Origin of the sequence: Pseudomonas sp. GM84, from assembly GCF_000282535.1 — a bacterium.
Classification (GTDB): Bacteria; Pseudomonadota; Gammaproteobacteria; order Pseudomonadales; family Pseudomonadaceae; genus Aquipseudomonas.
On record NZ_AKJC01000327.1, the window covers coordinates 1 to 23,751 of the forward strand.

Annotated in this window: 17 protein-coding genes and 1 pseudogene; 9 read left to right on the forward strand and 9 right to left on the reverse strand. The window is 64.9% G+C overall.

Going from position 1 to position 23,751, the window contains the following annotated elements:
* Positions 1-85 precede the first annotated feature (85 nt).
* Positions 86-1,147, forward strand: a complete 1,062-nt coding sequence (locus tag PMI38_RS23730; RefSeq protein WP_008099815.1) for a hypothetical protein — start codon at positions 86-88, stop codon at positions 1,145-1,147.
* Positions 1,148-1,206: 59 nt separating this feature from the next.
* Here PMI38_RS23730 and PMI38_RS23735 read toward each other — a convergent pair whose 3' ends face one another.
* Complete coding sequence (locus tag PMI38_RS23735; protein ID WP_008099818.1) at positions 1,207-1,635, reverse strand: PACE efflux transporter; 429 nt, start codon at positions 1,633-1,635, stop codon at positions 1,207-1,209.
* 102 nt (positions 1,636-1,737) lie between these two features.
* On the opposite strand from PMI38_RS23735, the gene PMI38_RS23740 reads away from it, so the two are divergent.
* From PMI38_RS23740 to PMI38_RS27995, 3 genes and pseudogenes are all read left to right on the forward strand, one after another.
* Positions 1,738-2,616 (forward strand): LysR family transcriptional regulator, encoded by an 879-nt coding sequence (locus tag PMI38_RS23740; protein WP_008099820.1) that lies wholly within the window; start codon positions 1,738-1,740, stop codon positions 2,614-2,616.
* Between the two features lie 143 nt (positions 2,617-2,759).
* Positions 2,760-3,788, forward strand: a pseudogene (gene mcpA, locus PMI38_RS27990) (methyl-accepting chemotaxis protein McpA); the annotation flags it as partial.
* Between the two features lie 117 nt (positions 3,789-3,905).
* Positions 3,906-4,646, forward strand: coding sequence for a methyl-accepting chemotaxis protein (locus tag PMI38_RS27995; RefSeq protein ID WP_400717206.1), 741 nt, complete (start codon positions 3,906-3,908; stop codon positions 4,644-4,646).
* 142 nt (positions 4,647-4,788) lie between these two features.
* Here the strand turns inward: PMI38_RS27995 and PMI38_RS23750 are convergent, their stop codons facing one another.
* The 3 genes from PMI38_RS23750 to PMI38_RS23760 form a co-directional block, all read right to left on the reverse strand.
* Complete coding sequence (locus PMI38_RS23750; RefSeq protein ID WP_008099824.1) at positions 4,789-5,853, reverse strand: YkvI family membrane protein; 1,065 nt, start codon at positions 5,851-5,853, stop codon at positions 4,789-4,791.
* Positions 5,854-5,923: 70 nt separating this feature from the next.
* A complete protein-coding gene (locus tag PMI38_RS23755; RefSeq protein ID WP_008099827.1) occupies positions 5,924-6,301 on the reverse strand; it encodes a RidA family protein in 378 nt (125 codons plus the stop codon).
* Positions 6,302-6,313: 12 nt separating this feature from the next.
* Entirely contained in the window at positions 6,314-7,450 is a 1,137-nt protein-coding gene (locus PMI38_RS23760) for an NAD(P)/FAD-dependent oxidoreductase (RefSeq protein WP_008099829.1), read from the reverse strand.
* Positions 7,451-7,564: 114 nt separating this feature from the next.
* On the opposite strand from PMI38_RS23760, the gene PMI38_RS23765 reads away from it, so the two are divergent.
* From PMI38_RS23765 to PMI38_RS23775, 3 genes are all read left to right on the forward strand, one after another.
* Positions 7,565-8,188 (forward strand): helix-turn-helix domain-containing protein, encoded by a 624-nt coding sequence (locus PMI38_RS23765; protein WP_008099831.1) that lies wholly within the window; start codon positions 7,565-7,567, stop codon positions 8,186-8,188.
* A gap of 109 nt (positions 8,189-8,297) precedes the next feature.
* Positions 8,298-9,083, forward strand: coding sequence for a sulfite exporter TauE/SafE family protein (locus tag PMI38_RS23770; protein ID WP_008099833.1), 786 nt, complete (start codon positions 8,298-8,300; stop codon positions 9,081-9,083).
* A gap of 72 nt (positions 9,084-9,155) precedes the next feature.
* A complete protein-coding gene (locus tag PMI38_RS23775; RefSeq protein WP_008099835.1) occupies positions 9,156-9,749 on the forward strand; it encodes a biliverdin-producing heme oxygenase in 594 nt (197 codons plus the stop codon).
* On the opposite strand, the gene PMI38_RS23780 is transcribed toward PMI38_RS23775, so the two are convergent.
* From PMI38_RS23780 to PMI38_RS23795, 4 genes are all read right to left on the reverse strand, one after another.
* Positions 9,742-10,074, reverse strand: a complete 333-nt coding sequence (locus tag PMI38_RS23780; protein ID WP_008099837.1) for a DUF3325 domain-containing protein — start codon at positions 10,072-10,074, stop codon at positions 9,742-9,744. The genes PMI38_RS23775 and PMI38_RS23780 overlap by 8 nt on opposite strands.
* Positions 10,071-11,585 (reverse strand): PepSY-associated TM helix domain-containing protein, encoded by a 1,515-nt coding sequence (locus PMI38_RS23785; RefSeq protein WP_008099839.1) that lies wholly within the window; start codon positions 11,583-11,585, stop codon positions 10,071-10,073. Before PMI38_RS23785 ends, PMI38_RS23780 begins: the two co-directional genes overlap by 4 nt.
* Entirely contained in the window at positions 11,582-11,869 is a 288-nt protein-coding gene (locus PMI38_RS23790) for a hypothetical protein (protein ID WP_008099841.1), read from the reverse strand. Before PMI38_RS23790 ends, PMI38_RS23785 begins: the two co-directional genes overlap by 4 nt.
* A gap of 136 nt (positions 11,870-12,005) precedes the next feature.
* The gene (locus PMI38_RS23795; protein WP_008099843.1) at positions 12,006-14,246 is read right to left on the reverse strand and encodes a TonB-dependent siderophore receptor; all 2,241 of its coding nucleotides are present in this window, start codon (positions 14,244-14,246) and stop codon (positions 12,006-12,008) included.
* A gap of 254 nt (positions 14,247-14,500) precedes the next feature.
* Between PMI38_RS23795 and PMI38_RS23800 the strand changes: the two genes are divergently transcribed.
* On the forward strand, positions 14,501-15,784 hold the full coding sequence (locus tag PMI38_RS23800) for an arsenic transporter (RefSeq protein ID WP_008099846.1): 1,284 nt from the start codon (positions 14,501-14,503) through the stop codon (positions 15,782-15,784).
* A 45-nt stretch (positions 15,785-15,829) separates the two neighbouring features.
* Here PMI38_RS23800 and mnxG read toward each other — a convergent pair whose 3' ends face one another.
* The gene (gene mnxG, locus PMI38_RS23805; protein WP_008099848.1) at positions 15,830-21,658 is read right to left on the reverse strand and encodes a manganese-oxidizing multicopper oxidase MnxG; all 5,829 of its coding nucleotides are present in this window, start codon (positions 21,656-21,658) and stop codon (positions 15,830-15,832) included.
* A gap of 673 nt (positions 21,659-22,331) precedes the next feature.
* On the opposite strand from mnxG, the gene PMI38_RS23810 reads away from it, so the two are divergent.
* Positions 22,332-23,723 (forward strand): hypothetical protein, encoded by a 1,392-nt coding sequence (locus PMI38_RS23810; RefSeq protein WP_008099851.1) that lies wholly within the window; start codon positions 22,332-22,334, stop codon positions 23,721-23,723.
* Positions 23,724-23,751: the final 28 nt, after the last annotated feature.

The following is a 23,751-nucleotide window of genomic DNA, read 5'->3' on the forward strand; positions in this document are numbered from 1 at the left end:
TTGCCGGCGATGGGCTGCAACGCAGCCCCGGGTACACCGCCCTATACTCGAAGAACCACCCAGCCTCTACCAGGGAGGCAGCCGATTGAGCACGCGCATTCCAATCCTGCTCTGCCTCTTGCTGGCAATCGCCGGCTGCGCAGGCAAACCCCCGGCCCCGCCGCCCCCATTCGCCGTGCTCGACCCGGTCACCTGGCAACGCATCGACCAGGAACTGATCGACGCCTCGGTCGGCGCCGCAGGCTCGGCCAACGACTATGCGCGACGCTCGATGCGGGTATGGAAGGAACAGGTCCAGCAACGCACGGAAAGCGACTTCATCCCCTGGTTCACCGGCTACTGGACCCAGCAATGGCTGACCCTGAAGGTCGCCTGGTACAAGCTCGACAGCGGTGAAGGCCGCGAGTCCGCGGAAAAGCGCCTGGCCCTGTACCTGCAGGAGCAGTACCACGAGCGAGTGATCGAACCGGTTGCCGAGCAGATCAACCCCGAAGGCATTCGCGACCGCGCCAGCGAGCTCTACCTGCAGTTGTTCGGCCAGCAACTGCCGGCCATCATCCAGCGCTACAACGCCCCGCCCGAGCAGGTCAGCCAGCGGCTCAACCACATCCCGGCGATCCACCTGGGCCCTCCGCAAGCCCGCAATGCCAGCCTCTATCAACTGTTGCGGGCCAAGCCCCTCGACCAGCAACCGGCCTGGCTGGCCCTGCGTGAACACTTGCATCAGCAAGCCGCCAAAGGGCCAGGCCAGACTGACGCAGGTCTGTCGTCGGTGGCCACCCGCGCCAGCGAGAAGCTCGGCGCCACCCTGGCGCCGCGTGGCATCGCCAGTGCCGTGGCGAGTGCGGTAGGCAAGGTCGCCGGGGCGATGATCTCGGTGGCGGCGGCAGGCTACGGGATGATTACCCATGACCGCGAGCACCCGGAAATGGTCGAGCAGTTGCGGGTGATCCTCAACGTGGCGCTCAACCAGGAATGGCGGGAATTGATGGAGAACCGTCAGAGCGGTGCCATGTCGGGGGTTTACTACTTGTCGGGGCAGGTCGAGGACAGTCTGCTGGCCAGTGCGCCGCGGCCGCAGGAGCCTGAGCAGCCGCAGGCACAGGCGCCGCGGCAGGAGCCCTTGTTGATTCGCATCCCCCCGTAGAGGTTGTTTTTACCGGCCTCATCGCCGGCAAGCCGGCGATAGGGCCAGTACGGCCCCCCTCAAGCAGCCGCAAGCGCCGAATTGGGCAAACCAAAGATCCGGTCAAACGCCCAGTTGTAGGCAAAGGTGTAGCAAGGCACCAGAACAATGAACGCCAGGTCCACCAAAAATGCCTCGACCAGGCTCATGCCCAGCCACCAGGCGATCAGCGGAATCAAGTACACCACCAAAGTCAGCTGGAAGCCGATGGCATGCGCCACCCGCCGCGCCACGCTACGCCCGCGCTTGGCCTGGCGGCTTTCCCAATACTCGAACAGGCTGTTGTAGATCAGGTTCCAGAGCATCGCGATGGTGGTGATCATCACCGCCAGCGGCCCTGTGTGCGAGGCCTGGGTGTCGGACAGGTAAGCCAGCCCCAGGGTCGACATGCACAGGCCGATCAGTTCGTAGAAGGTCACATAGACCAGTTTGCGTTTGACTCCCTGCACCGGGATGACCTCGTGTGGCGATAAGCGAAGGGGCGCAAGGATGCTTCAATCTTCTTGACAGAAAAAGTCAGCAGCTTTCAGATTGACTGACAGGAGGCTGCCATGAACTTTTCCAGCGACAATATCCAGCTGTTTCTCGCCGTGCTCGATCGCGGCTCGTTTTCCGCCGCTGCCCGCGCCTTGCAACGCGTGCCCTCGGCGGTAAGCATGGCGATCGGCAACCTCGAAGCGGAGCTGGGCTATGCCCTGTTCGAGCGTGGCTCACGCGAAGTCCGCGCCACCGCCCAGGCCCTGGCGCTGGAGCCCCACGCCAGGCTGATCGCCGAGCAGCTGGGGCTGTTGCAGGTACACGCGCTGGAGCTGTCCCAGGGGCTGGAAAGCCGCCTGACCCTCGCCGTCGCCCCCGACATCGACCACCGCCCACTGCTGGCCGCCATCGCCACGCTCGGCGAGCGCTTTGCGCTGCTCGACATCGAGCTGCTCAGTGCCCCCCAGGAAGAAGCCCTGCACCTGCTCGACAGCGGCCGCGCCGACCTGTGCCTGGCCTTCGCCGGCCTGCAGGTCGATGCCCGGCGCGGCTTCCAGCACATCGGCATGGAGTCGCTGGTGGCGACCTTGGCCCCCACCCACCCGGCCTTGCGCGAGGGACGCATCGAATACCTGGAAGACCTGATCAAGGTGCGTCAGATCCTGGTGCGCAGCCGCGACTTGCCGCTGCTCGATCCGCGTGCGCTGATCGGCGCCACGCACTGGACCACCGACAGTTTCGACCTGGCCCTGCAGATGGTCGAGGCCGGCCTGGGCTGGGGTGACCTGCCGCTGGCCAGGGTCGCGCCGCTGATCGCCAGCGGGCGGCTGGTGCGCCTGGCGTTTCGCAACACCCGCAACGAACTGCAGCTGCCGGTGCATGCCTTCTGGCGCAAGCAACAACCCTTACGCCAGGCGGCACGCTTGCTGATCGAGCAACTGGCCGCCCGCTAGATTGCCGTCCGTCGCCTTGCGCCGAAGACAATGCGCAAGCATTTCAATGTTTTACCGCCCGAGCCGATAGCTCAGGAGACAGGCCCCGCCGTTGCGTCACAAGCGCGCGGCGCCCTCCCCTCCATGGCTCAAGGTCTCGAAACATGAACCTGAAATTTCGCCACAAGATCCTGCTCAGCGCCTGCGGCGTCGTGGTGCTGGCATTTGCCCTGTTCACGCTCTACAACGATTACCTGCAACGCAACACCCTGCGCCAGAACATCGAGGCCTCGGTCCAACAGGCCGGCGCACTCAGCGCCAGCAGTGTGCAGAACTGGATGAGCGGGCGCATCCTGGTGCTGGAAAACCTGGCCCAGGACATCGCCACGCAAGGGGCCGGCGACACCTTGGCCGGGCTGATCGAGCAGCCTTCCTACACGCGAAACTTCCTGTTCACCTACCTGGGCCAGGCCAACGGCGTGTTCACCCAACGCCCCGACACCCAGATGCCCGCCGGTTACGACCCACGCCAGCGGCCCTGGTATGCCAGCGCGGCAAATGCCGGCCAGACCGTGCTCACCGCCCCCTACCAAGGTGCGGTCGGCGGCCTGATGGTGACCATCGCCACGCCGGTGAAAAGCCGGGCCAACGGCGAACTGATCGGCGTGGTCGGCGGCGACCTCACCCTGGACACCCTGGTGCAGATCATCAACTCGGTCGACTTCGGCGGCATCGGCCATGCCTTCCTCGCCGACAGCAACGGCCAGGTGATCGTCAGCCCGGATAAAACCCAGCTGATGAAAAACCTCAAGGACATCTACCCCGGCAGCGGCCTGCACATTGCTTCGGGGATGCAGGACGTGGTGCTCAACGGCCAGCAGCGATTGATTTCCTTCGCCCCGGTGGCCGGCCTGCCGTCGGCTCAGTGGTACATCGGCCTGTCGATCGACAAGGACAAGGCCTACGCCGCCATCGATCAGTTCCGCACCTCGGCGATCATCGCCATGCTCATTGCCGTGGCCGCGATTGCCCTGCTGCTGGGCCTGCTGATCCCGGTGCTGATGCGCCCGCTGACCACCATGGGCCGCGCCATGCGTGACATCGCCGAGGGCGAAGGCGACCTGACCCGCCGCCTGGAAGTGGTGCACAAGGACGAGTTCGGCGAGCTGGCCACCTCGTTCAACCGTTTCGTCGAACGCATCCACACCTCGATCAGCGAAGTGTCCTCGGCCACCCGCCTGGTGCATGACCTTTCCGAGAAAGTGGTCAACGCTTCCAACGCCTCGATCATCGGCTCCGAAGAGCAGAGCATGCGGACCAACAGCGTGGCGGCGGCGATCAACGAACTGGGCGCTGCCACCCAGGAAATCGCCCGCAACGCGGCGGATGCCTCGCAACATGCCAGCGGCGCCAGCGAACAGGCCCATGGCGGCCGAGAAGTGGTCGAGGAAGCGATCAGCGCCATGACTGCCTTGTCCCAGCGCATCAGCGAATCCTGCGCGCAGATCGAAACGCTCAATGCCAGCACCGACGAGATCGGCAAGATCCTCGACGTGATCAAGGGCATCTCCCAGCAGACCAACCTGCTGGCGCTCAACGCCGCCATCGAGGCTGCCCGCGCTGGCGAGGCCGGGCGCGGGTTCGCCGTGGTCGCCGACGAAGTCCGCAATCTGGCGCACCGCACCCAGGAATCGGCCGAAGAGATTCACCGCATGATCACCAGCCTGCAGGTGGGCTCACGCGAGGCCGTGCACACCATGAACACCAGCCAGGTCTCCAGCGAACAGACCGTGCAGGTGGCCAACCAGGCCGGCGAGCGGCTGGCCAGCGTGACCCAGCGCATTGGCGAGATCGACGGCATGAACCAGTCGGTGGCCACTGCTACCGAGGAGCAGACGGCGGTGGTCGAGAGCCTGAACCTGGACATTACCCAGATCAACACCCTCAACCAGCAAGGGGTGGAGAACCTCAACGACACCCTGCGTCATTGCGATGCGCTGTCGCAGCAGGCCGGGCGCTTGAAGCAGTTGGTGGGCAGCTTCCGTATCTGAGACAAGGGTTTGTGGGGGCAACTCATAGTTTTGAGGCTTGGTGCAAACCTTGTGGGAGCGGGCTTGTCCCGCGAACACCGGCGAAGCCGGTGCCATGCACCGCGTTGCCTGCTTCGCGGGACAAGCCCGCTCCCACAGCCCCCTATGCCACCACCGCTTTCCCCTGCCTACCCCGCCGCACCCAGGCCAGCAACACCGCCGCCATCAGCACGAACCCCAGGTACCCGAACAGCGGATACACCTCACCCACCAGGCTGATGAACCCCACCAGGCTGCAGACAAACGCCGCCGCCCCCGTCACCACCGAGCCCCAGCGGAATTTCGCCGTGCCCGCCGGCAGCAGCCGCGACAGGAACGAGAACAAGGTGCCCACCGCCGTGTTGACGATCATCCCGAAGATGATCAGGCACATCACCAACCCCAGCAGCGGTGAAACCTCATTGGCGATCGACAGCATCGGCATCGGCAAATCGGCGACGCTGTCCAGGCGCGACAGCAACCCGGCGCTCATCACCAGCATCAGCCCACCCAGTGCCGCGCCGCCCAGCAAGCCGCCCCACACCGCCGTCTTCTCGCCCTTGGCCGAGCCGCCCAGAATCGCCAGGATCGGCGCACCCGCAACGATGTTGTACGACACATACAAAAACGCCCCCAGCAACCAGTGGCGCGTACCGGCCTGCTGCTGACTGGCCAGTTGATCGAGCATGGCGAAACTCTGCCCGCGGGTGAACACGGCGTACAGCGCGATGGCCGAGGCCACCAGGATCAGCAGCGGCGTGATGGCGCCGATGGCGACGATCACCTTGCGCACGTCCAGGCACACGATGCCCACCACCAGCAGGGTCACCAGCACACTGCCGGTCAGCGCCGGAATACCGAACTGCTGCTCCAGCAAGGCACCGCCGCCGGCCAGCATGACCACGGTCACGGCGAACATGAAGAAGGTGATCAGCCAGTCGACGAACAGGCCCAGGTGGCGCCCGCAGATGGCCTGGATCACATCCTTGTGCGAGGTCGCGCGCTGGCGGTTGCCGAGCCCGGCCAGGGCCATGCCGAGGAAGGTGAACAAGGCGGCGCTGACCAGCGCGCCGACCAGGCCCCAGACGCCGAAATCGACGAAGAACAACAGCAATTCCCGCCCGGACGCGAAGCCCGCTCCCACGATCACGCCGACGAAGGCCCCGGCGATCTTCAGTTGCTCTTGCATGTGAACCTCAGGTTATTGTTGTTGTGCGCGCCAAGGTCCTTTCGCGGGCAAGCCCGCGAAAGGGTTCTACTCAGCGCTCGCCGACATACGCTTGCACTTCGATTTCCACATCCACCCCCAGCGCCAGCGCCGAAGCGACGGTCGAACGCACCGGCAACGCATCGCCGAAGAAGGTTTTGTAGACCTCGTTGAAACCGGCGAAGTGGGCCATGTCGGACAGCCACACGGTCACCTTGACCACCTGGTCGAAGCGCGCGCCGCACGCCTCCAGGCTTTCGGCAATACGCTCGCAGGCCGCGCGGGTCTGGGTCTGGATATCACCGCGCACCACCTCGCCGCCGGCACTCATCGGCACTTGCCCGGAGAGGAACAGGAAGCCGCCGGCCTTCACGGCACGCGAGAACGGGAATGGCAGGCTGCTGGGGAAACGCTGGATGTCGTTGCTCATGGGAAGCTCCTTTCAGGATGACTGGAAACGTGCCGGGGACAGGCGCTCGGGCGCCACCCCCTGGGCGATCAGGCTCGGGCACAGCGGTTGCCCGAGCAGCAGGTCGGCGGCCAGGCGCGAAGCACCGGCTGCCGACTGGATACCATAGCCGCCTTGCGCCGCCAGCCAGAAGAACGCCGGCATCTGCGCATCGAAGCCGATCACCAGGTCGCCATCAGCGACGAAGGAACGCAGGCCGGCCCAGCTGTGGCTCGGGCGTCGAATCGCCAAGGTGGTCATGGCTTCGATGTTGTAGATGCCGAGGGCAATATCGAGCTCCTCGGGGGCGGCGTCCTGCGGCTCGACCGGGTCGGCGTTGGCCGGGGAGCCCAGCAACTGACCGGCGTCCGGCTTGAAGTAGAAGCTTTCGTCGACACCGATCACCGCCGGCCAGTGGGCAAAGTCCTGCTCGGCCGGGCCGGGGAAGGTAAAGGCGCTGCGCCGGCACGGCTGCAGGCCGATCGGTGCCACGCCACACTGCGCGGCCACACGGTCGGCCCAGGCGCCCGCGGCATTGATCAGTTGGCGCGCCTGCAGCTGGCTGCCATCGGCCAGCGTCACCTGCCACAGCCCGTCCTGGTATTGGGCCTGGTGCAACTCGGCATTGCAGCGCAACTCACCGCCAGCGGCGCGGTAGCCGCGCAGGAAGCCTTGGTGCAGCGCGTGCACATCGAGGTCCATGGCACCGGGCTCATGCACGGCACCCGCAATGACGTCATCGCGCAGGCTCGGCACCAGGGCCAGGGCGGCATCACGGTCGAGCAGGCTGACCTCGGTGCCGTTGGCCAGGTTTTGAGCGTATGTGTCTGCGAGCAGCTCACCTTGCTCATGACTGGCGACATACAGGCAGCCACGCGGCTCCAGCAACGGATGTTCGCAGAAACCTGCCGGCGGCGTTTCGTAGAACGCCCGGCTGGCCCGGGTCAGGGCCTGGATCTGCGGGGTGCCGTAAGCCTCCATGAACATCGCCGCGGAACGCCCGGTCGAGTGGTAACCCGGCTGCGTTTCACGCTCCAGCAGCAGCACCTGGCGCTGGCCCGCCAGGCGATAGCCCAGGGAGGCACCGGCAATACCGGCGCCAATGATCAAGGTGTCGTAGATCGGGGTCATGCACACTCCTGCCAGGGAATTATCATTTATGAGAATTCTAATATATGAGAATTTCGAAATGTGCAAGGGCGCAAGGTAAGATGCGCGACCTTTGCCGTATACCGAGAGCCGCGAATGCCCGATGACCGCCCTGCCGCCACAGGCCGCCCCGATGCCCTGCCCCTGCTCGATCGCGCCGAGGTCGGCGGGCGCCTGCGCCAGGTGCGCAAGGCCCGCCAGCTGACCCTCAAGCAGTTGTCCGCGCTCAGTGGTGTACCGGTCTCGACCCTGTCGAAAATGGAGCTGGCGCAGGTCTCGGTGGGCTACGAAAAACTCGCCGCCGCGGCGCGGGCGCTGAATGTTGACATCGCCCAGCTGTTTCGCGCCAGCGGGCCGGTGAGCGCCCCGGTACCGGTGACCGTGGTGGTCGATTCCTTGCCCGCGGCGGCGGGCTATTCCACCGGCACCTACGACTACCACCCGCTTGCCGGGGCCTTTCCGGAACGCCGCATGACTCCCGCCTATGCCCGCATCATCGCGCGCGAACGCGGCCAGTTCGACGATTTCATCCGCCACCCCGGGCAGGAGTTCGCGGTAGTGCTGAGCGGGCGTGTGCGCATCGAGTTCGAAACCGGTGAAGCCGTGCGCATTGGCCCGCAAGAGACGGCGTACTTCGACAGCCAGGTGGGGCACATCTACCTGTCGGAAAGCGAAGACGGTGGCGATGCCCATGTGATGGTGGTGATGACCGACCGTTGATCGGCAGCGAGTTATAACCTAATAACGAACAAGTCTATTTGGCTATAAAAAACTCCCTATATGCTGGCGACCATCCGATCACGGGCAAAGCTGGGCAGTCGAGTAGCGTATGGATGTAGGTTCTTTCGGTTTCACCCTCGCCGGACTGGTGGTGGGATTCATCGTCGGCATGACCGGCGTGGGTGGCGGTTCGCTGATGACGCCAATCCTGCTCTGGTTCGGTATCAATCCCGCCACCGCCGTGGGCACCGACCTGCTCTATGCCGCCATCACCAAGGCCAGCGGCGTCTGGGTGCATGGCCGCAACAAGAACATCGACTGGAAGATCACCGGCCTGCTCAGCCTGGGCAGCGTGCCAGCGGCGGCACTGACCCTGTGGTTCCTCACCACCCTGCACACCGACACCTCGGCGCTCAACGCCGTCATCAAGCAGGGCCTGGCCGTGGTACTGATCCTCACTGCCCTGGCGATCCTGTTCAAGTCGCGCCTGCAGGCATTCGCCAGCCGCCATGCCGGTGACCACTACCACCTCAGCGACCGCAACCTGAACATCCTCACCGTGCTCACCGGCGTAGTGCTGGGGGTGATGGTCACCCTCACCTCGATCGGTGCCGGCGCGTTGGGTACCGTGGCGCTGTTCCTGCTCTACCCGTTCCTGGCTACCCGCCGCCTGGTCGGCACCGAAATCGCCCACGCCGTGCCCCTGACCCTGGTCGCAGGACTGGGCCACGCCGGCATGGGCAACATGGACTGGTCGCTGCTGGGCTACCTGCTGCTCGGCTCGTTGCCCGGCATCTACCTGGGCAGCCACCTCACCGGGCGCATTTCCGACCGTGTGCTGCGCCCGTGCCTGGCCACGATGCTGCTGCTGATCGGCTACAAGCTGGCGTTCTGACGGCGGCCCGAAAGGAACGCCAGGGTATGATCGGCACTCCAACCTAGGCGAAATGCCACCAGAGCCGATCCGATGCCTGCCAGCCCCAGCCCGTTACTGCTCGCCCTGCGCGAGGGAACCCTTGCCTGCCACCAGTCGCTCGAAGCGCGCCTGCCGTTCTTCGATGCCGGCTTCGACACCGCCGCCTACAGCCGGTTGCTGCAAGCCTATTACGGTTTCCACGCCCCGCTCGAAGCGTGCCTGGGCGCGTATCAGGAGCCCCTGCGCGCCAAGACGCCCGCACTCACCCAGGACCTCCAGGCCCTGAAGCTGAGCGCCCGTGAAATCGACACCCTGCCCCTGTGCCAGGCCTTGCCGGCGATCCGTGACGAAGCCAGCGCCCTGGGCGTGATGTACGTGCTGGAAGGCTCGACCTTGGGCGGTCAGGTACTCAAGCGGGCAATGGCCGAGCGCCTGGGTCTGGGCCCCACCAGCGGTGCGGGCTTTCTCGATGTCTACGGCGCCCTGACCGGCCGCTACTGGCGTGACTTCCTAGACCGCCTTGGCCAGGCATCGACCGCCCCGGCGGCGCAGGCTGCCACCGTGCGGGCGGCAGTCGACACCTTCGAATCTTTCGAACGCTGGCTGGGGCAATGCCGTGTGCTCAACCCGGTGCGAATCAGCTGATCCACTGCAACAGCCCCCACAACGGCAGCGCAGCTACCAGCCCCACCGCCAGCCGTGGCCAGTAGGGCAACAGCATGACCAGCAGCAGCCCCGCCAGCGATATCATCGCGAACCAGGCAACCGGCCCCATGGCCCAGCCCCAGGCCTGGGCACACAGCCACAGGCTGGCCAGCAGCGCCAGCCACCCCGCGCCGCGTAAAAGCCTGCCCAGGGCCACCGGACAAGCGCGACGCCATACTTGCTTGTAGTGCCGCTCCAATCCCTGGCACAGCCCGAGCATCCCGGCATAGGCGAACACCACGCCCCCTGCGATCAACTCCATCATGCTCCAGCCTCCACACGTCGACCTGCCTTGACCTTGCGCACTGCCGGTTGCGCGTGCTGAACGCGCCACGCCACCAGGCCGAGCAGCACACCCAGCACCAGCGCGCACGCCGCCACGCCCAGGCGCAGGGCATCCTCCAGCCCGCCGAAAGCTACCAGTCCGATGCACAGCAGCGCCGCCGACCCCAGTTGCTCGACCCACGCCCGGCGCGGCGGCCGGATGCCTGCATGCAACAACGCCAGCAGCCACAGGCCGAAGAACGCGCACACCTCCCAAGCTTCCCGCCCGGCCAGCTCGACCGGCAGCAAGCGGCTGGCCCACAGCAAGCCCACGCACGCCAGCAGCAGCCCGGCGACGAAGCCCACGTTGCACACCTCGGCCAGCCGATACCAGCGATGTCCCGGCACCTCGGCAGCGGCGTACTTGCGCCCGCGCTTGACGCAGAACAGCACCAGGCCGCTGGCGATCATCACGCAGCTGATCACGCCGCAGACGAAATACAGCCAGCGCATCGGGTAGCCGCCGAACTGGGCGAAGTGCAGGCCGACCATCACCCGCTGGGTCAGGGGTGCCGCCCGCCACTCGCTGACGTCGCTGAGCAGCTGCCCGCTGACCCCGTCGAAGACCATGGCCTGGCCCTTGGACAGCGCAATGCGGTTGCCCAGTTCGGGGCGGATCTCGATGCGTGCCCCGGCGGTGTTCGGATTGCGGATGTTGAACCCGGCGATCGGCCCCAGGCGCGCCTCGGCCTGGGCCAGCAGCGGCGCCACGTCGACCATCTCGGCGGGCTGCTTGCTCAGGCCCCTTGGTTGCTCCAGGCGGGTATTGCCCTGGGCCTGGAAGTAGGCGCGGTTGTCTCCGGCGAACAACGCATCGACCCCCGCCGGGATGTAGATGAGCATGAAGATGACCAGCCCTGTGTAGGTGATCATCAGGTGGAACGGCAGCAACAGCACCGCACTGGCGTTGTGGAAGTCCAGCCATGAGCGCTGGCCCTTGTTGGGCCGGAAGGTGAAGAACTCCTTGAAGATCTTCTTGTGGATGACGATGCCGGTGACCAGCGCCGCGAGCATCACCAGGGCCAGCGCACCGACGACGAAGATGCCCCAGTTGCGCGGCAGGTCGAGGGTGAAGTGAAAGCGGAAGAAGAAGTTGCCGCCCACGCTGTCGCGTACCGCGATGGCCTCGCCGGTGCCCGGGTCGAGCTGTACCCCGCCGCCATGGCGCCGATCGCCGGTGGACACGCGCAACCCGGGTGAACGCTCGGTCGGCAGGCTGACGCCCCAGTTGCCGGCCTGCGGCTCATGGGCCTGCAGGTAGGCGATGGCGCGTTGCGCGGCTGCAGCTTGGGACACCGGTGTGGCCGGGATCTCTGGCTGCATCCAGTGGTTGAGCTCTTTGTCGAACACCGCCAGGGTGCCGGTGACGAAGATGGCGAACAGCAGCCAGCCGAAAATCAGCCCGGCCCAGGTATGCAGCCAGGCCATCGATTGCGTGAAGGTGTTCTTCATGCCAGCCACTCCAGGGTCTGGGGCCAGAAACCGACTAGCGCCAGGGGTGCGGCCACGGCCAGCGGCGCCCAGGCGCGCAGGGCGTCGCGGCTGGCGAAGGCCCAGAGGATGGCCAGGGTGTAGAAGATGAAGGTTGGCAGGGTAGCGACGATCACGGCATCGCCGGGTGACAGTGGCAACAGCCGCGCCAGGCAGGCTGTCGCGGCGTAGCTGAAGGCATAGCCGCCGAGCAGTGCGGCGCTGCTGCGGGAGAGGATCTGCAGCCAGGTGGGGGATCTAGACATTTGGCTTCCTTGAAAATGGATGCGCCCCCTTCGCGGGACAAGCCCGCTCCCACAAGTACTCCACTGACCTTGGAACGGTAGAGGTCCTGTGGGAGCGGGCTTGTCCCGCGAAGGGGGCGCGCAGCGGCCCCAAGGCTCAGAAGGAGATATTCAGCGAAGCAAACAGCGCCCGCCCTGGCTGGTTATAGGTATTGGCCCCCGAGCTGCTGGCATTGCCCCCCCGGTAGATCTGCTTGTCGAACACGTTGTTCACCCCTACCCGCACGTCATAGTTGGCGTTGAACCTGTACCCGGCACTCACATCCACCAGCCCATAGGCCTCGACATCCTGCTGCGCCTCGATGTCGTAGTTTTCCTGGGTGCGGTAGTTGTAGCTCGGCGACTTCTGCTTGCCGTAGTAGGTGCCGGCGACCTGGAACGACAGCTTGTCGGTGGCGCGCCAGTCGAGGGTGCTGTTGACCGTGTACTCAGGGATCACCGACAGCGGCTCGCCGGTCTCGCGGTTGTCGTTGTCGAGCATCCAGGTCAGGTTGGTGTTCCAGTCCAGCACCGGGCTGAGCTCGACGAACAGGTTCCCCTCGATCCCTTCCACCCGCGCCTCGCCGGCATTTTCCCACTGGGTCACGCGGCGCCCGCTGTTGATGGTGTAGAGCACATCGGTGCCACCGATGATCTTGTTCTGGTAGTCGTTACGGAAGTAGGTCGCGCTGGTACGCCAGGTGCCACGGTCGTACTGCAGACCGATCTCCTTGTTCACGCTGATCTCCGGCTCGAGGTCGGCGTTGCCCTGCAGGTAGCAGCCGCCTGAGTTGCCCTGCTGCACGCTGCAGCCCTGGCCACGGCTGTAGAGCAGGTAGTTGGGGTTGGACTGGTACAGGTTCGGCACCTTGTAGGCACGGGCGATACCGCCCTTGAACGTCAGCGCTTCGGTGAGCTTGTGCGACAGGTTGAGGCTCGGGCTGAAGTTGTCGCCGAAGGTCTCGTGGTGGTCGAAGCGCAGGCCCGGGGTGACGGTGGTGTCACCGAGGATGATGTTGTCCTCGACGAACAGCGCGTAGCTTTTCGCGGTCATCTTCGAGTCGCTGCGGTCGAAGCCGATGATCGCGTTGTTCCCCGAACCGCTCGGGTCGAAGCTCTGCGGGCGGAACGAGCCCTGGTCGTTGAGCGACTCGTACAGGTACTCACCACCCAGGGTCAGCACATGCTCGGTGCTGCCCATGGCGAACGGCAGGTTCACTTCGCTGCTCAGGCGGGTATTGCGCAGCCGCGACACCGCTGCGCCGCTGTCGTTGATCGCGCCTTCCGGACCGCCGGCCAGGCCCTCGTTGAGGCGCCAGTTGCGCACGTACTCGTAGGCCAGGGTGCTCTTGCTGGTGCCCCAGGTGAAATCGCCCAGGTGCGTCAGGTCATAGGTGCTGCGCTGCATGACGTTGGTTTCATGGCCATACAGGCTGGAAATCAGCTCGACGTCGCTGCCACCGTTGCTGTTCATGGTGTCGCCGGCATAGATGTTGCCCTGGCGGCTGTAGCCGGCGCTGGCTTCGAGGCGGTGCTCGTCGTTGAGCTTCCAGCTCAGCAGGCCGTTGATGTCCTTGTTGCGCACGCCCTCGCGGCCGGCGACCAGCGCGCTGTTGGCGTGGTCGGCGTTGATGTCCAGGGCGTCGGCGTCGGTCTTGGCCAGGCCACCGTACAGGCGCAATCCTAGGTTGTCGGTGAGCCCGCCGCTGAGGTTGAAGTTGGCGCGGCGGCTGGCGCCCTCGGCATTGTCTTCGGGCAGTTGCGTATAGAAATTGAGGTTGCCCTTGAATGCGTCGGTGGGGCGCTTGGTGATGATGTTGACCACCCCGCCCATGGCACCGGAACCGTAACGCGCTGCCGCCGGGCCACGGAGGATCTCGATGCGCTCGACCGCCTCGGCCGGCACCCAGTTGGTTTCGCCGCGGGTGTCGCGGTCGCCGTTCCAGCCATAGCGCACGGCGTTGCGAGCGCTGGACGGCTTGCCATCGATGAGGATCAGGGTGTTTTCCGGGCCCATGCCGCGCAGGTCGATCTGCCGGTTGTTGCCGCGTGCACCGCTGGCGCTGTTGCCGGTCAGGTTGACCCCAGGTTCGCGGCGGATGATGTCCGACAGGTCGTTGGCCGGTGGCCGGCGCTTGATGTCTTCAGCGGTGATGATCGACGAGCCCAGCGCCTGGCGCGCCTCGCGCTCGGCGGTGACCAGGGTGTCCTGGATCACCAGCGCGTTGTCGGCCGCCGGTACTTCCAGCACCTCACCGGCGCGCTGCTCGTCAGCTTCGGCGGCGTTCGCCAGCATGGCCGGCGATGCCAGGGCAACGAAGGCCAGGGCCAGGCTGTTGGGTGAGGTTCTGCACTGCATCGATACATCTCCTGCGAATCATGAGCGAAAAGGCACATCCCTGCCGCAAGCCGGGAGCCCTCGCCCACCGGCCTCGCAAACAGTGTTTGGGGGCCAACAGGGATGGTGAATATAGTGATTCTCAAATGAGTTTAAATCTTATTTACGAAACTTACATGTTTGTAACGGAACTTGTCCAAAGCACCCACGGCCCGTGTAGAGTCGTCACCGCAGGTCCCTGCCGCCCTTCCCGCCCACGTCGAGACACCGTGTTCATGCTCACCGCCGCACTGATCTTCCTGTTCACCCTGACCCTGGTCATCTGGCAACCCAAAGGCCTCGGCGTCGGCTGGAGCGCTACCCTCGGCGCCGTGCTGGCGCTGCTGTTCGGTGTGGTATCGCTGCACGACATTCCCACCGTGTGGGCCATCATCTGGAACGCCACCGGCACGTTCATCGCCCTGATCATCATCAGCCTGCTGCTGGATGAAGCCGGTTTCTTCGAGTGGGCAGCCCTGCACGTGGCGCGTTGGGCGCGGGGTGACGGGCGCCGCCTGTTCGCCTTCATGGTGCTGCTGGGCGCGGCGGTGTCGGCGCTGTTCGCCAATGACGGTGCGGCGCTGATCCTGACCCCGATCGTCATGTCGATGCTGCTGGCGCTGCGCTTCTCCCCCGCCGCGACCCTGGCCTTCGTCATGGGCGCCGGTTTCATCGCCGACACCGCCAGCTTGCCGCTGGTGGTGTCGAACCTGGTCAACATCGTCTCGGCGGATTACTTCGGCCTGGGTTTCAACGCCTATGCCGCGGTGATGGTGCCGGTCAACCTGGTGGCGGTGGCGGCCACGCTGCTGGTGCTGTGGCTGTATTTTCGCCGTGACATTCCGCAGCGCTACGCGACCGATGAACTGAAGCTGCCAGCCATGGCCGTGCGTGACCGCGCGACCTTCCGTGTCGGCTGGGTGGTGCTGCTGGCCTTGCTGGCCAGCCTGTTCGTGCTCGAACCCCTGGGCATCCCGGTCAGTGCCGTGGCCGCGGCCTGTGCGGCGGTGCTGTTCGCCGTGGCGGCACGCGGCCATGTGATATCCACCCGCCGCGTGCTGCGCGAGGCGCCGTGGCAGATCGTGGTGTTCTCGCTGGGCATGTACCTGGTGGTCTATGGGCTGCGCAATGCCGGCCTGACCGACTCGCTCACCGGCGCGCTGAACTGGCTGGCCGGGCACGGGCTGTGGGCCGCCTCGCTGGGCACCGGGCTGATTGCAGCGGTGCTGTCGTCGGTGATGAACAACCTGCCCAGCGTGCTGATCGGGGCGCTGTCGATCCATGCCAGCGACGCACAGGGGGTGGTGAGGGAGGCGATGATCTATGCCAACGTCATTGGCTGCGACCTGGGACCGAAGATCACCCCGATCGGCAGCCTGGCCACCCTGCTGTGGTTGCATGTGCTGGCGCGCAAAGGGGTGAGCATCGGCTGGGGGTATTACTTCAAGGTCGGGGTGTTGTTGACGGTGCCGGTGTTGCTCGTGACCTTGGCGGCGTTGGCGGTGCGGCTGAGTATTTGAGATTGCAGGGGCTGCTTTGCAGCCCCCTCCTCGTCAGGCAACCGATTACTGCGCGGTGGTCGGCACAGGCTCATCGCTGACCCGCAGCAGCCCCCACATGCCGCCCAGATTGCCGAATGCCGCATAGTCCCGGTACAGGTAGTCGCCAGGTATCGCGTTGGCGCCGCCGGCACTGGGGAACATGAAGCTGAAGTGCGCCGCCGGCAGTACGCTTTCCTGAGCGCCGATGTACATGGCCATGGGGTTGTAGCCAAAGCGCACCGAACCGATTCCCGCGTCCTTCATGGGGTAGCCCCAGAGGTCGACCCTTTCGGCCTGGAACGGGTTGAACGCCCAGACATGGCCGTCGAGCTGGAAGGTCGCGCCACGGCTGCCGCCCGAAGGCATCAGCACGTGGGTGCGGAACGGCTGCCCGGGCTTGACGCGCAGTATCGGCGTGACCGGGTCGCCACCGACCAGGGCATTGCTGTAGGCCATGTGGGCGTTCGGAACTGCTCCCAGGCCATTGCCACCTGCCTGCCCGAACGGTGCGTTGGGCGCACGGGCGAATCGGTACCACAGGGGTTCGCTCTTGTAGTTGATGGCCATGTCCGAGTTGTCTTTCGGGTCGTTGGGAATGCCCGGCCCTTCGGACGACATGTTCTCCACGGGCAAGCCGTTGGCCCAACGCATGTTCAGCGACTTCTGCCAGACCGTGATGAAGTCGCGATAAGGGCTGGCGCCCGGTGCCTGCACCGTAGCCGACGCCCTGGACGCGGCATCCTCCTGCCAGGTGGCGCCCGCCGGCGTCACCGACATGGCCGCCACCAGGCCTTTTTGCGGTTGCTTGATCGGGTCGGCCGGCATCAGGTTGAGGCCACCGAACTCGATGGGGGTCGCCTCGATCGTGTCGACGTTGCGTCCCAATTGCGACGCCACCGGCTGACCGGCGCGCTCCAGGTGCCCGGCGTAGTACTGATAGGTCCGGGTTGGCCAGGCACCCGTGTTGCCTGCCCGGGGCGCCACTGTCTGCACCGGGTTGCTGCCGACGTTGAAACCATCCGACTTGCTCACGTCGTAGGTCAGCAACTGGGCGTGCAGGCCAACGTGGCTGGAGGGCCGCATCAGGTTGTTGTTGAACGTGGTCGAGCCTTGCGCACTGGAACGGTCACGCTTGACCGTGCCTTGCATCACCGCGTGGTTCGGCAGGTCCGGCATCATCAAGGGCAGGCGATTCTCCAGGGTGATGTTGATGCAATCGCCGGCGGCGGCGCGCAGTACCAGCGGCTCGACGGGCACCCCGGGCTTGAGCTTGCCGGTGACCGGGTCCAGGTCGGCCTTGCGCACATACAGGATGGCCGTCGGGTCGTGCAGAGGGCCGGACTGCCCGCCAATGGTGAAAGTCTCGCCATCTTCAGGGTCGAAGATCGTCACCTGCGGCACCGTCACCGGCCTTGGGTTGTAGACCAGGGTGCCGCCGAGCGTGTTGAGCGGGCCGCCGACATGCTGGCCGGTACCTGCCGGGTCGCCGAGGGTCAGCCCCAGCGGGTTGGCGAGGATATCGTTGGCCAGTGCTGCAACCACCTCATAGTTGCGCTGCACCGTCGTGCGGTTGCCGACACCATTCGGATTGGGGGTGACGCGCGGACACACGCCATTGAAGTTGACCGTGTTGCGCGCGGCCACGGGCCTTGGGTTGTTGGGCAGCGGGAACAGGTCACTGCGAGTCAGCGAATAGTTGCGCATGATGCCCCACAGGCCACTCCAGTAGCCCTCCAGGGAAGCATCCATGGAATACAGGTAATCGCCGGTATCGCTGGCCGCACTGGACATCATCGCTACCGGTGCCATGAAGCCGAGCTGCTCGGAAATCGCCACCATCTGCGACGCCTTCCAACCGGTGTTGGAGCTATTGCCGAAGCCGCTGCCCGAATGCAGCCACTTCACGCCGTGCAACGTCAGGTTGTGCTCCTCTTCGTGGCCGCCGGCATTGACCCGCAGGCGCACGTTGTCGCCGGTATAGGTGCGTAGCATCGGCGTGAACGGATCGCCCGGCAAGTCGCCCCGGTTGATATGTTTGGGCAATACCGTGACCCCACCGGTGGGGCCGGTCGCCGTGGTGATCGCGCTGGGGGCCAGGTTGAGTGCAGGGATCGCCCGGTCGGTACGGCTTTGCAGGGCATGGGCCAGGTCACCGGCCAGACCATCGGCCTGCATGCCCGGCTTGCCGTCTGGCGCCACCTTGTTCGGGTCGTAGACGCGCAGACCGAGGGGCTCATGGCGGTAGTTGACGACGAAGATGCCAGGGTCCGACGCCGAGATCGCTTGCGGGCACGGCCGCGTCGGGCACGTCAGCAGTTGGCCACTGGCAACTTCCACGACAGACTCCAGCAGGTTGGCGGCCGCCTTCCGCCCAGGCGGGTTGATGGCGTAGCGGAAGCTGTCCGCCGTGGCCGGGAAGGCTTGCGCATCGGGAATACCATCGGGGCCCGCGCCGACGTAGACACCGGCTTCATAGGCGTGCTGGAAGTCGCTGAACTCGAGGAAGAACTCGCGGTAGCTGTCGTTCTTGTTGTCACCGTTGAGATCACCGGTCTCGATCACGGCCTGCCAGGAAGTCGGGCCGCCGTCCTGGCGCCCGCCGCCGTTATACAAGGCCTCGCCGGTTTCGGCGTGGTACCACTTGGAACCGGCAGGCTCGGCCAGCACGGTGGCGTACATGCCCACTTGCTGATGGGTCGAAGGGCCAAGGTGGTCGTGGGTGAAGATATTGCCCAGGCCACGGTCGATGTTGTGCACGTTCACCACAGGGTCGGCGAACCAGCGTTGCAGGGTGGTGCGCGCACCCAGCCAGTCCGCGCGGTTGAATCGCCCGAAGTAAGGGTGCTGCTTGGCCACGGGGCAATCCTCGGTGCCTTCGCGTGGGTCGCCGTCCCGGCAATCGTTGAACCGGCGAATGGCGTGGATGCGTTCGACCACGGTGGACGGCGAGAGCACGCCATCTTCGTAGTTCCATCCATTGGCCGAGCCGTCGGCGGACGTCAGGTCCCACTTGGGCAAGTGGATGTGCTGGCCGATGACGTCGGTGGGCGTACGCACCTGGTAATCGTCCAGTTCGTAGACTGAAGGCACCAGGTTGGTGTGCTGGTACATGGTGCAGTCGAAGGTGTTCATGCGCATCACCAGCGGTTCAGGTGGGCGCTGCTTGTTGATCACCGGCCACGCATCCTCCCACAGGGTGAGGATGCGGGTTTGCGGGAAGTGATAGCCGATCTTGTTGAACACGGCGTCGAACTGGATATTGGCGCCTTTGTAGACCCGTGGGTGATCGGCACTGAACGGCGAGGCGCCGGTGAACGACTGGGCGTCGAGACGCTCACCACTGTTGAAATTGCCGGCGCCGGCACTGCGGGTCAGGCGTTTTTGCCGGTCGTCCATGCACGGTTCGAAAAACGGCGCACCCGCCACGGGCGGCGCTCCGTTGGTGAGGAAGTCGCGCGGCAGCGTTTGGCCATTGGGCAGCACGGCGAAGCTGGCATGCGCTGGCTTGGCGTGGAAGGCCATGGCCGACTGTTCGACCTCGGTGCCCTCCTCGGGGAAGTACACAGGTTTGGCGCGCCCCAGGCCCTTGCTCATGTCCAGCAGACTGGTGGTCACGTGCGCCTCACCGCCCGCTGCCCAGCCATCCAGGCCATGACGTGGCAGGCCGCCATCCCAACCACCGGCCTGAGCCGGATCCAGCGCCGCCCACAATGCCTTGCCGCTGTCCTTCAAGGCCGTGGCCTTTTGCGCGTCGAGCATGTCCAGAGGTGGCGTGGGCGGGCGTTGGCCGACGGTGCTTTCAATGCCGCCGATCCAGAACGGGAAGCCCGGATTTTTCAGGGTGCCATCGGCGTTGCGGTTGGCTTCACTGCGATCGACCAGGGCCAGCGAGCCGACGACTCGCGGCGCAGCCGGCGCTTGGCTGTCGTCACCCGGCTCCTGGCCTTCGGCCAGCGCTTCACCCCCCATTTTAGGAATCACTACCACCTTGCCCGGCATCGGCGGCAAGGCCTTGCCCGGCAAAGGCACGATCGCCGGAATGGGCGTGCCGGCGACGATCTCGCCATCGGGCAAGGCCCGGGCGCCCGAGGCCGGCAAGCCACTGCGCAGGGCAAACGGCTGCGCATGGAAGTTGTTGTTGCCCGCCTGGGTGACCGCCAGGCGCGTGCCCTCTTCGAACACATCATGGATACGCCACATGGCCCACATGCCTTGGGCGAAATGCGGGTAGAAATGGCAGTGATAGATCGCATCGCCGGCCACCCGGTTGCGGTTGCCGGACCCACCATGGGCGATCTCGTAGGTATAACCCGAGCCTGGGCCGACGCCCTGGGCATCCATGTAGTCGGAGTTGTCATCGTTGGGGTTGAACAACCACTGGTGACCGTGCAGGTGGAACACGTGTTGCTCGTAACCCACGCTGATATTGCGAAACTTCACCGCATCGCCCAGGTAGCTGTGGGCGACGTTGGAAGGCTCGGCTGGATACAGCGCCATGCTGGCCTTGATACCGACACGGTCGGCGGGCGGCACTTGGCCGGGCGCCAGCATCTCGAGTCCAACGTTGGCCGGCACGTCCACCTGCATCGCGATATCGCCGGTGGTGTGTGCACTGAGGAAGAATTCTTCATAGGCGCAGGACAAGCAATCATGCATCGGGCCGACACCCACCCGGTTGGCGATGACTTCGGCGCCCATGCCACCGGAACCGTAGTTGACCATGAAGGCGTCGCGCGCCGGATCGAGCATCTGGCCAAACACAGGGTCGCCCCAGAACCCTGGAAACGCCTGGACAACCGCAGACTGGTCGTGGAACACCGCCGCGAAATCGCGGAAGGGCTCCAGGCGATTGGGCAGGCTGGGGTTACGCTTGCCCTGGCTTTCAAGCGGATAGGTGGTCGGTGGGAAACTGCCATCGGCATTGGGCCCCATGATCACGGCGTCGGCGTTGCTGGCAATGATCTCGCTGCCGTCGACCATGCTCAGGATCGGTTTGCCGGCCTTGCCTTCTGCGATCCAGGGCTCAAGCACCGGGTAGCGCGCCTGGTAGTCGATGATGGGCTGGCCGGCCGGGGTTCGCCCGCGCGTGGCCAGGCGCATCTCTTCTTCGGTGACCGTGTTGTGATAGGCCCGCCCACCCTTGGGCAGCACCACCACCTGGCCGAACAGGCCGTTGCCGACGTTGCCGGACGAGCCCTCGCTGCCGAAGGTGGCGCCGTAGCTGGTCGCCGCGAAAGTCCCTTCGCGTTCGGCGTAGAGGGTGTAGCTACGGCTTTGCCCGGGCGCCAGCAAGGTGTTGTCGTTACGTCCGCTGTTGGCGGAAATATCGTTGATCGATCCGAATGCCTGTAAGCCGTTGACCTGGAAACCCACATGACGGTCGGCGACTTGAGCGTCGACATGCAACTCGCCGTTGGCGGCGTTCTCGTGATCGTTGCCCTGGCCATTGGGGTTGGCCTGGAAAGCCAGCAGGTTCTGCAGGTTGACCGTCAAGCAGTCTCCGGCGGCAACCCGCAGTACCAATGGGCGCGGGCGCTTGTCCGGGCGCAAGGTGACTTGACCGGGTGTGGCGCTACCGCCTTGGGTGATCAACACCCCGTTTGTGTCCACCACATCCCCGCGCAGCGCATACATCATGCCGTTGGGGTTATGCGCACCGAGCCGGTTGAACATCAACGGCTGGTCCATGGCCACGACGTTGGCCACCAAGGTGCGCTGGCACTGCACCGCCGCTTCGGCCAGCTCACCCCCCGCGAGCCATACGCCGGCAAGCAACGCCAATCCTTGCGGCCTCCTCAACCAGCAACGGATGCGATCAAGATCGATTTGAGCGTGCAAGTGTGCGCAGGTCATTTGGGCGGGCCTCCAAGTCAGCAGCACAAACATGGCTGACCTTCGAGCTCGCAAATATCGCGCCAAAATAAATCAAGTTTGAATTCAACCAGTTGCGAAGTTGCTGCCCATAACGGGGAAGGCTACTTGCCCCACTAACTTCCCTGCTCCCCCAAACTTGTTTCAAATTATGTATGAAAACCAGGAATGCACGCGCGCGCGAATAACTGTCACAGAAGCGTCATCGATTAGAAAAAATCAGAATTGTACTGCCTGCAGTATCACCCGTGAAACGCTCGCGGGGCTTGACGGCGCCACTGCCCGCCAAGAGCAAAGTTCCCCACCACTGGGCGAATTCCCCCATTAGCGTCTGTTTCGACAAGCACAAACTTCCATTTGAGAACCCGCCGAACCCTCTTTTATTCAATATAAGTGGAGGGTCGAGCTACACGCCTGCAGCATGAAACACCAGGAATATTCATTGCTCACTGAATAACGCGAACCGCTTTAACACAGCGGTGCCCATGCCCAGACAGACCTCACAGACACTAATTTCGATTCAAGTATTTTGTTGGCAATATCGCGCCCACGACCTTTTCGAGGATTAAACAGGCACGATCGTTGCTGATGCCGATTCAGAACCTTTCGACCGAGCTGCACCACCCAGCCTGCGTCATATCCAGAGGACTGAATCATGCAAAACAGATTGACCCTACTGGCAAGTTCTATCCTGCTTGCTTCATTGAGTGGCGGGTCGGCGCAGGCAGGCCTCTACGCCGTAGACCCGGGTATCCCCGGAGAGCGCCCATACCCCCTCGACAGTGGAAACAAGACAGGTTACGCCGCCTGGTATCAGGACACCCATGGCCGAACCCTTGACCTGTGCCTGAGCAAGGCCGTCAGCTCGCGCACAGCACCCACGCCCGGGGCGCCTGCCTACATGTGCGTGCTCAACCCGGCGCCTGGGGAGTTCGATGACACCCAGCCCATCGTCTTCCCTACCAACTATCCAGATGAAACCTTCTGGTACGCCGCGGACGGCGCCATTACCGACGCCGCCAGCGGCATCGACCTGACCTACGTCGCGGCCATCGAAGCCGCGTTCAACGGCGAGGTCGCTGACGGCCACCAGCTGAGCTTCGCCCGTATTCGCATTCGGGTGGATGTCCCCACAGCCGGCGTCTACACCGTCACCCACCCTTACGGCGTCGACGTGTTCAACGTCACGCCGGAAGAGTTCGCCGACACCGGCGGCACCCGGGCAATCAACATGACCCGCGATATCGGCATCGGCCCATCCGGCGATTATTCCGGCGCGCTGAAGGGCGACATCGGACCGTTCCTGCGCAGCCTCAATGGCCCCTATACCGAGACCAACCCGGAAACCGGCCAGCAGGAGCAATACATCGGCGACCCGAATCTGGAGGAGCAAGTGACTGGCAGCCCCTTCAATACCAACTACCTGCGTATCCAGGGCCCCAATGGCATCGATACGCGCAGCGATACATTCTCCGTTTCCGGCAAGCTCAGCGCCGTGGATCTCCCCGCCCCGGCACTGGTCCAGCGTGCCACCTACTCAAGGGGAAGCACCTCCGGTGGCGTGGTCGCGCACCAGGATGTCTTCACCATGGCCCCGCCGCCTCCCGGTACGGCCAACTTCCTGGACAGCGCGGGCACTTCCGTGACCATGACCGAAGCCAACTCGACCGGAAGCTGGTATGGCCAGTCGACGGTCGACCCGTCGCTGCCGGCGGTCCTGCAGGTGACTGTCGACAACCACCTGGCGATCCCTACCCTCCATGCGCCAACCACCGTGCCGGTGCACCTGACCGATCTGGTCACCATCCGCCGCGCCGAGTACAGCCGCAGCAGCGGGCGACTGACCATCGAGGCCTCGACCAGCGACCGCATCACGCCGCCCAACCTGACCGCCTACGCCGGTCGCAGTGGCGCGCTGATCGGTGAACTGTCCGGCGGCGCCGACAAGTCCCTGTCGCCTAACGCCGGCACAGTCCCGCCGGCGACCATTCGGGTGACGTCGGCGAACGGCGGCAGCGATACAGAAGAAGTGGTCATCGTCCAGTGACCCATCCGAATTCGGATCAAGCGCCAGG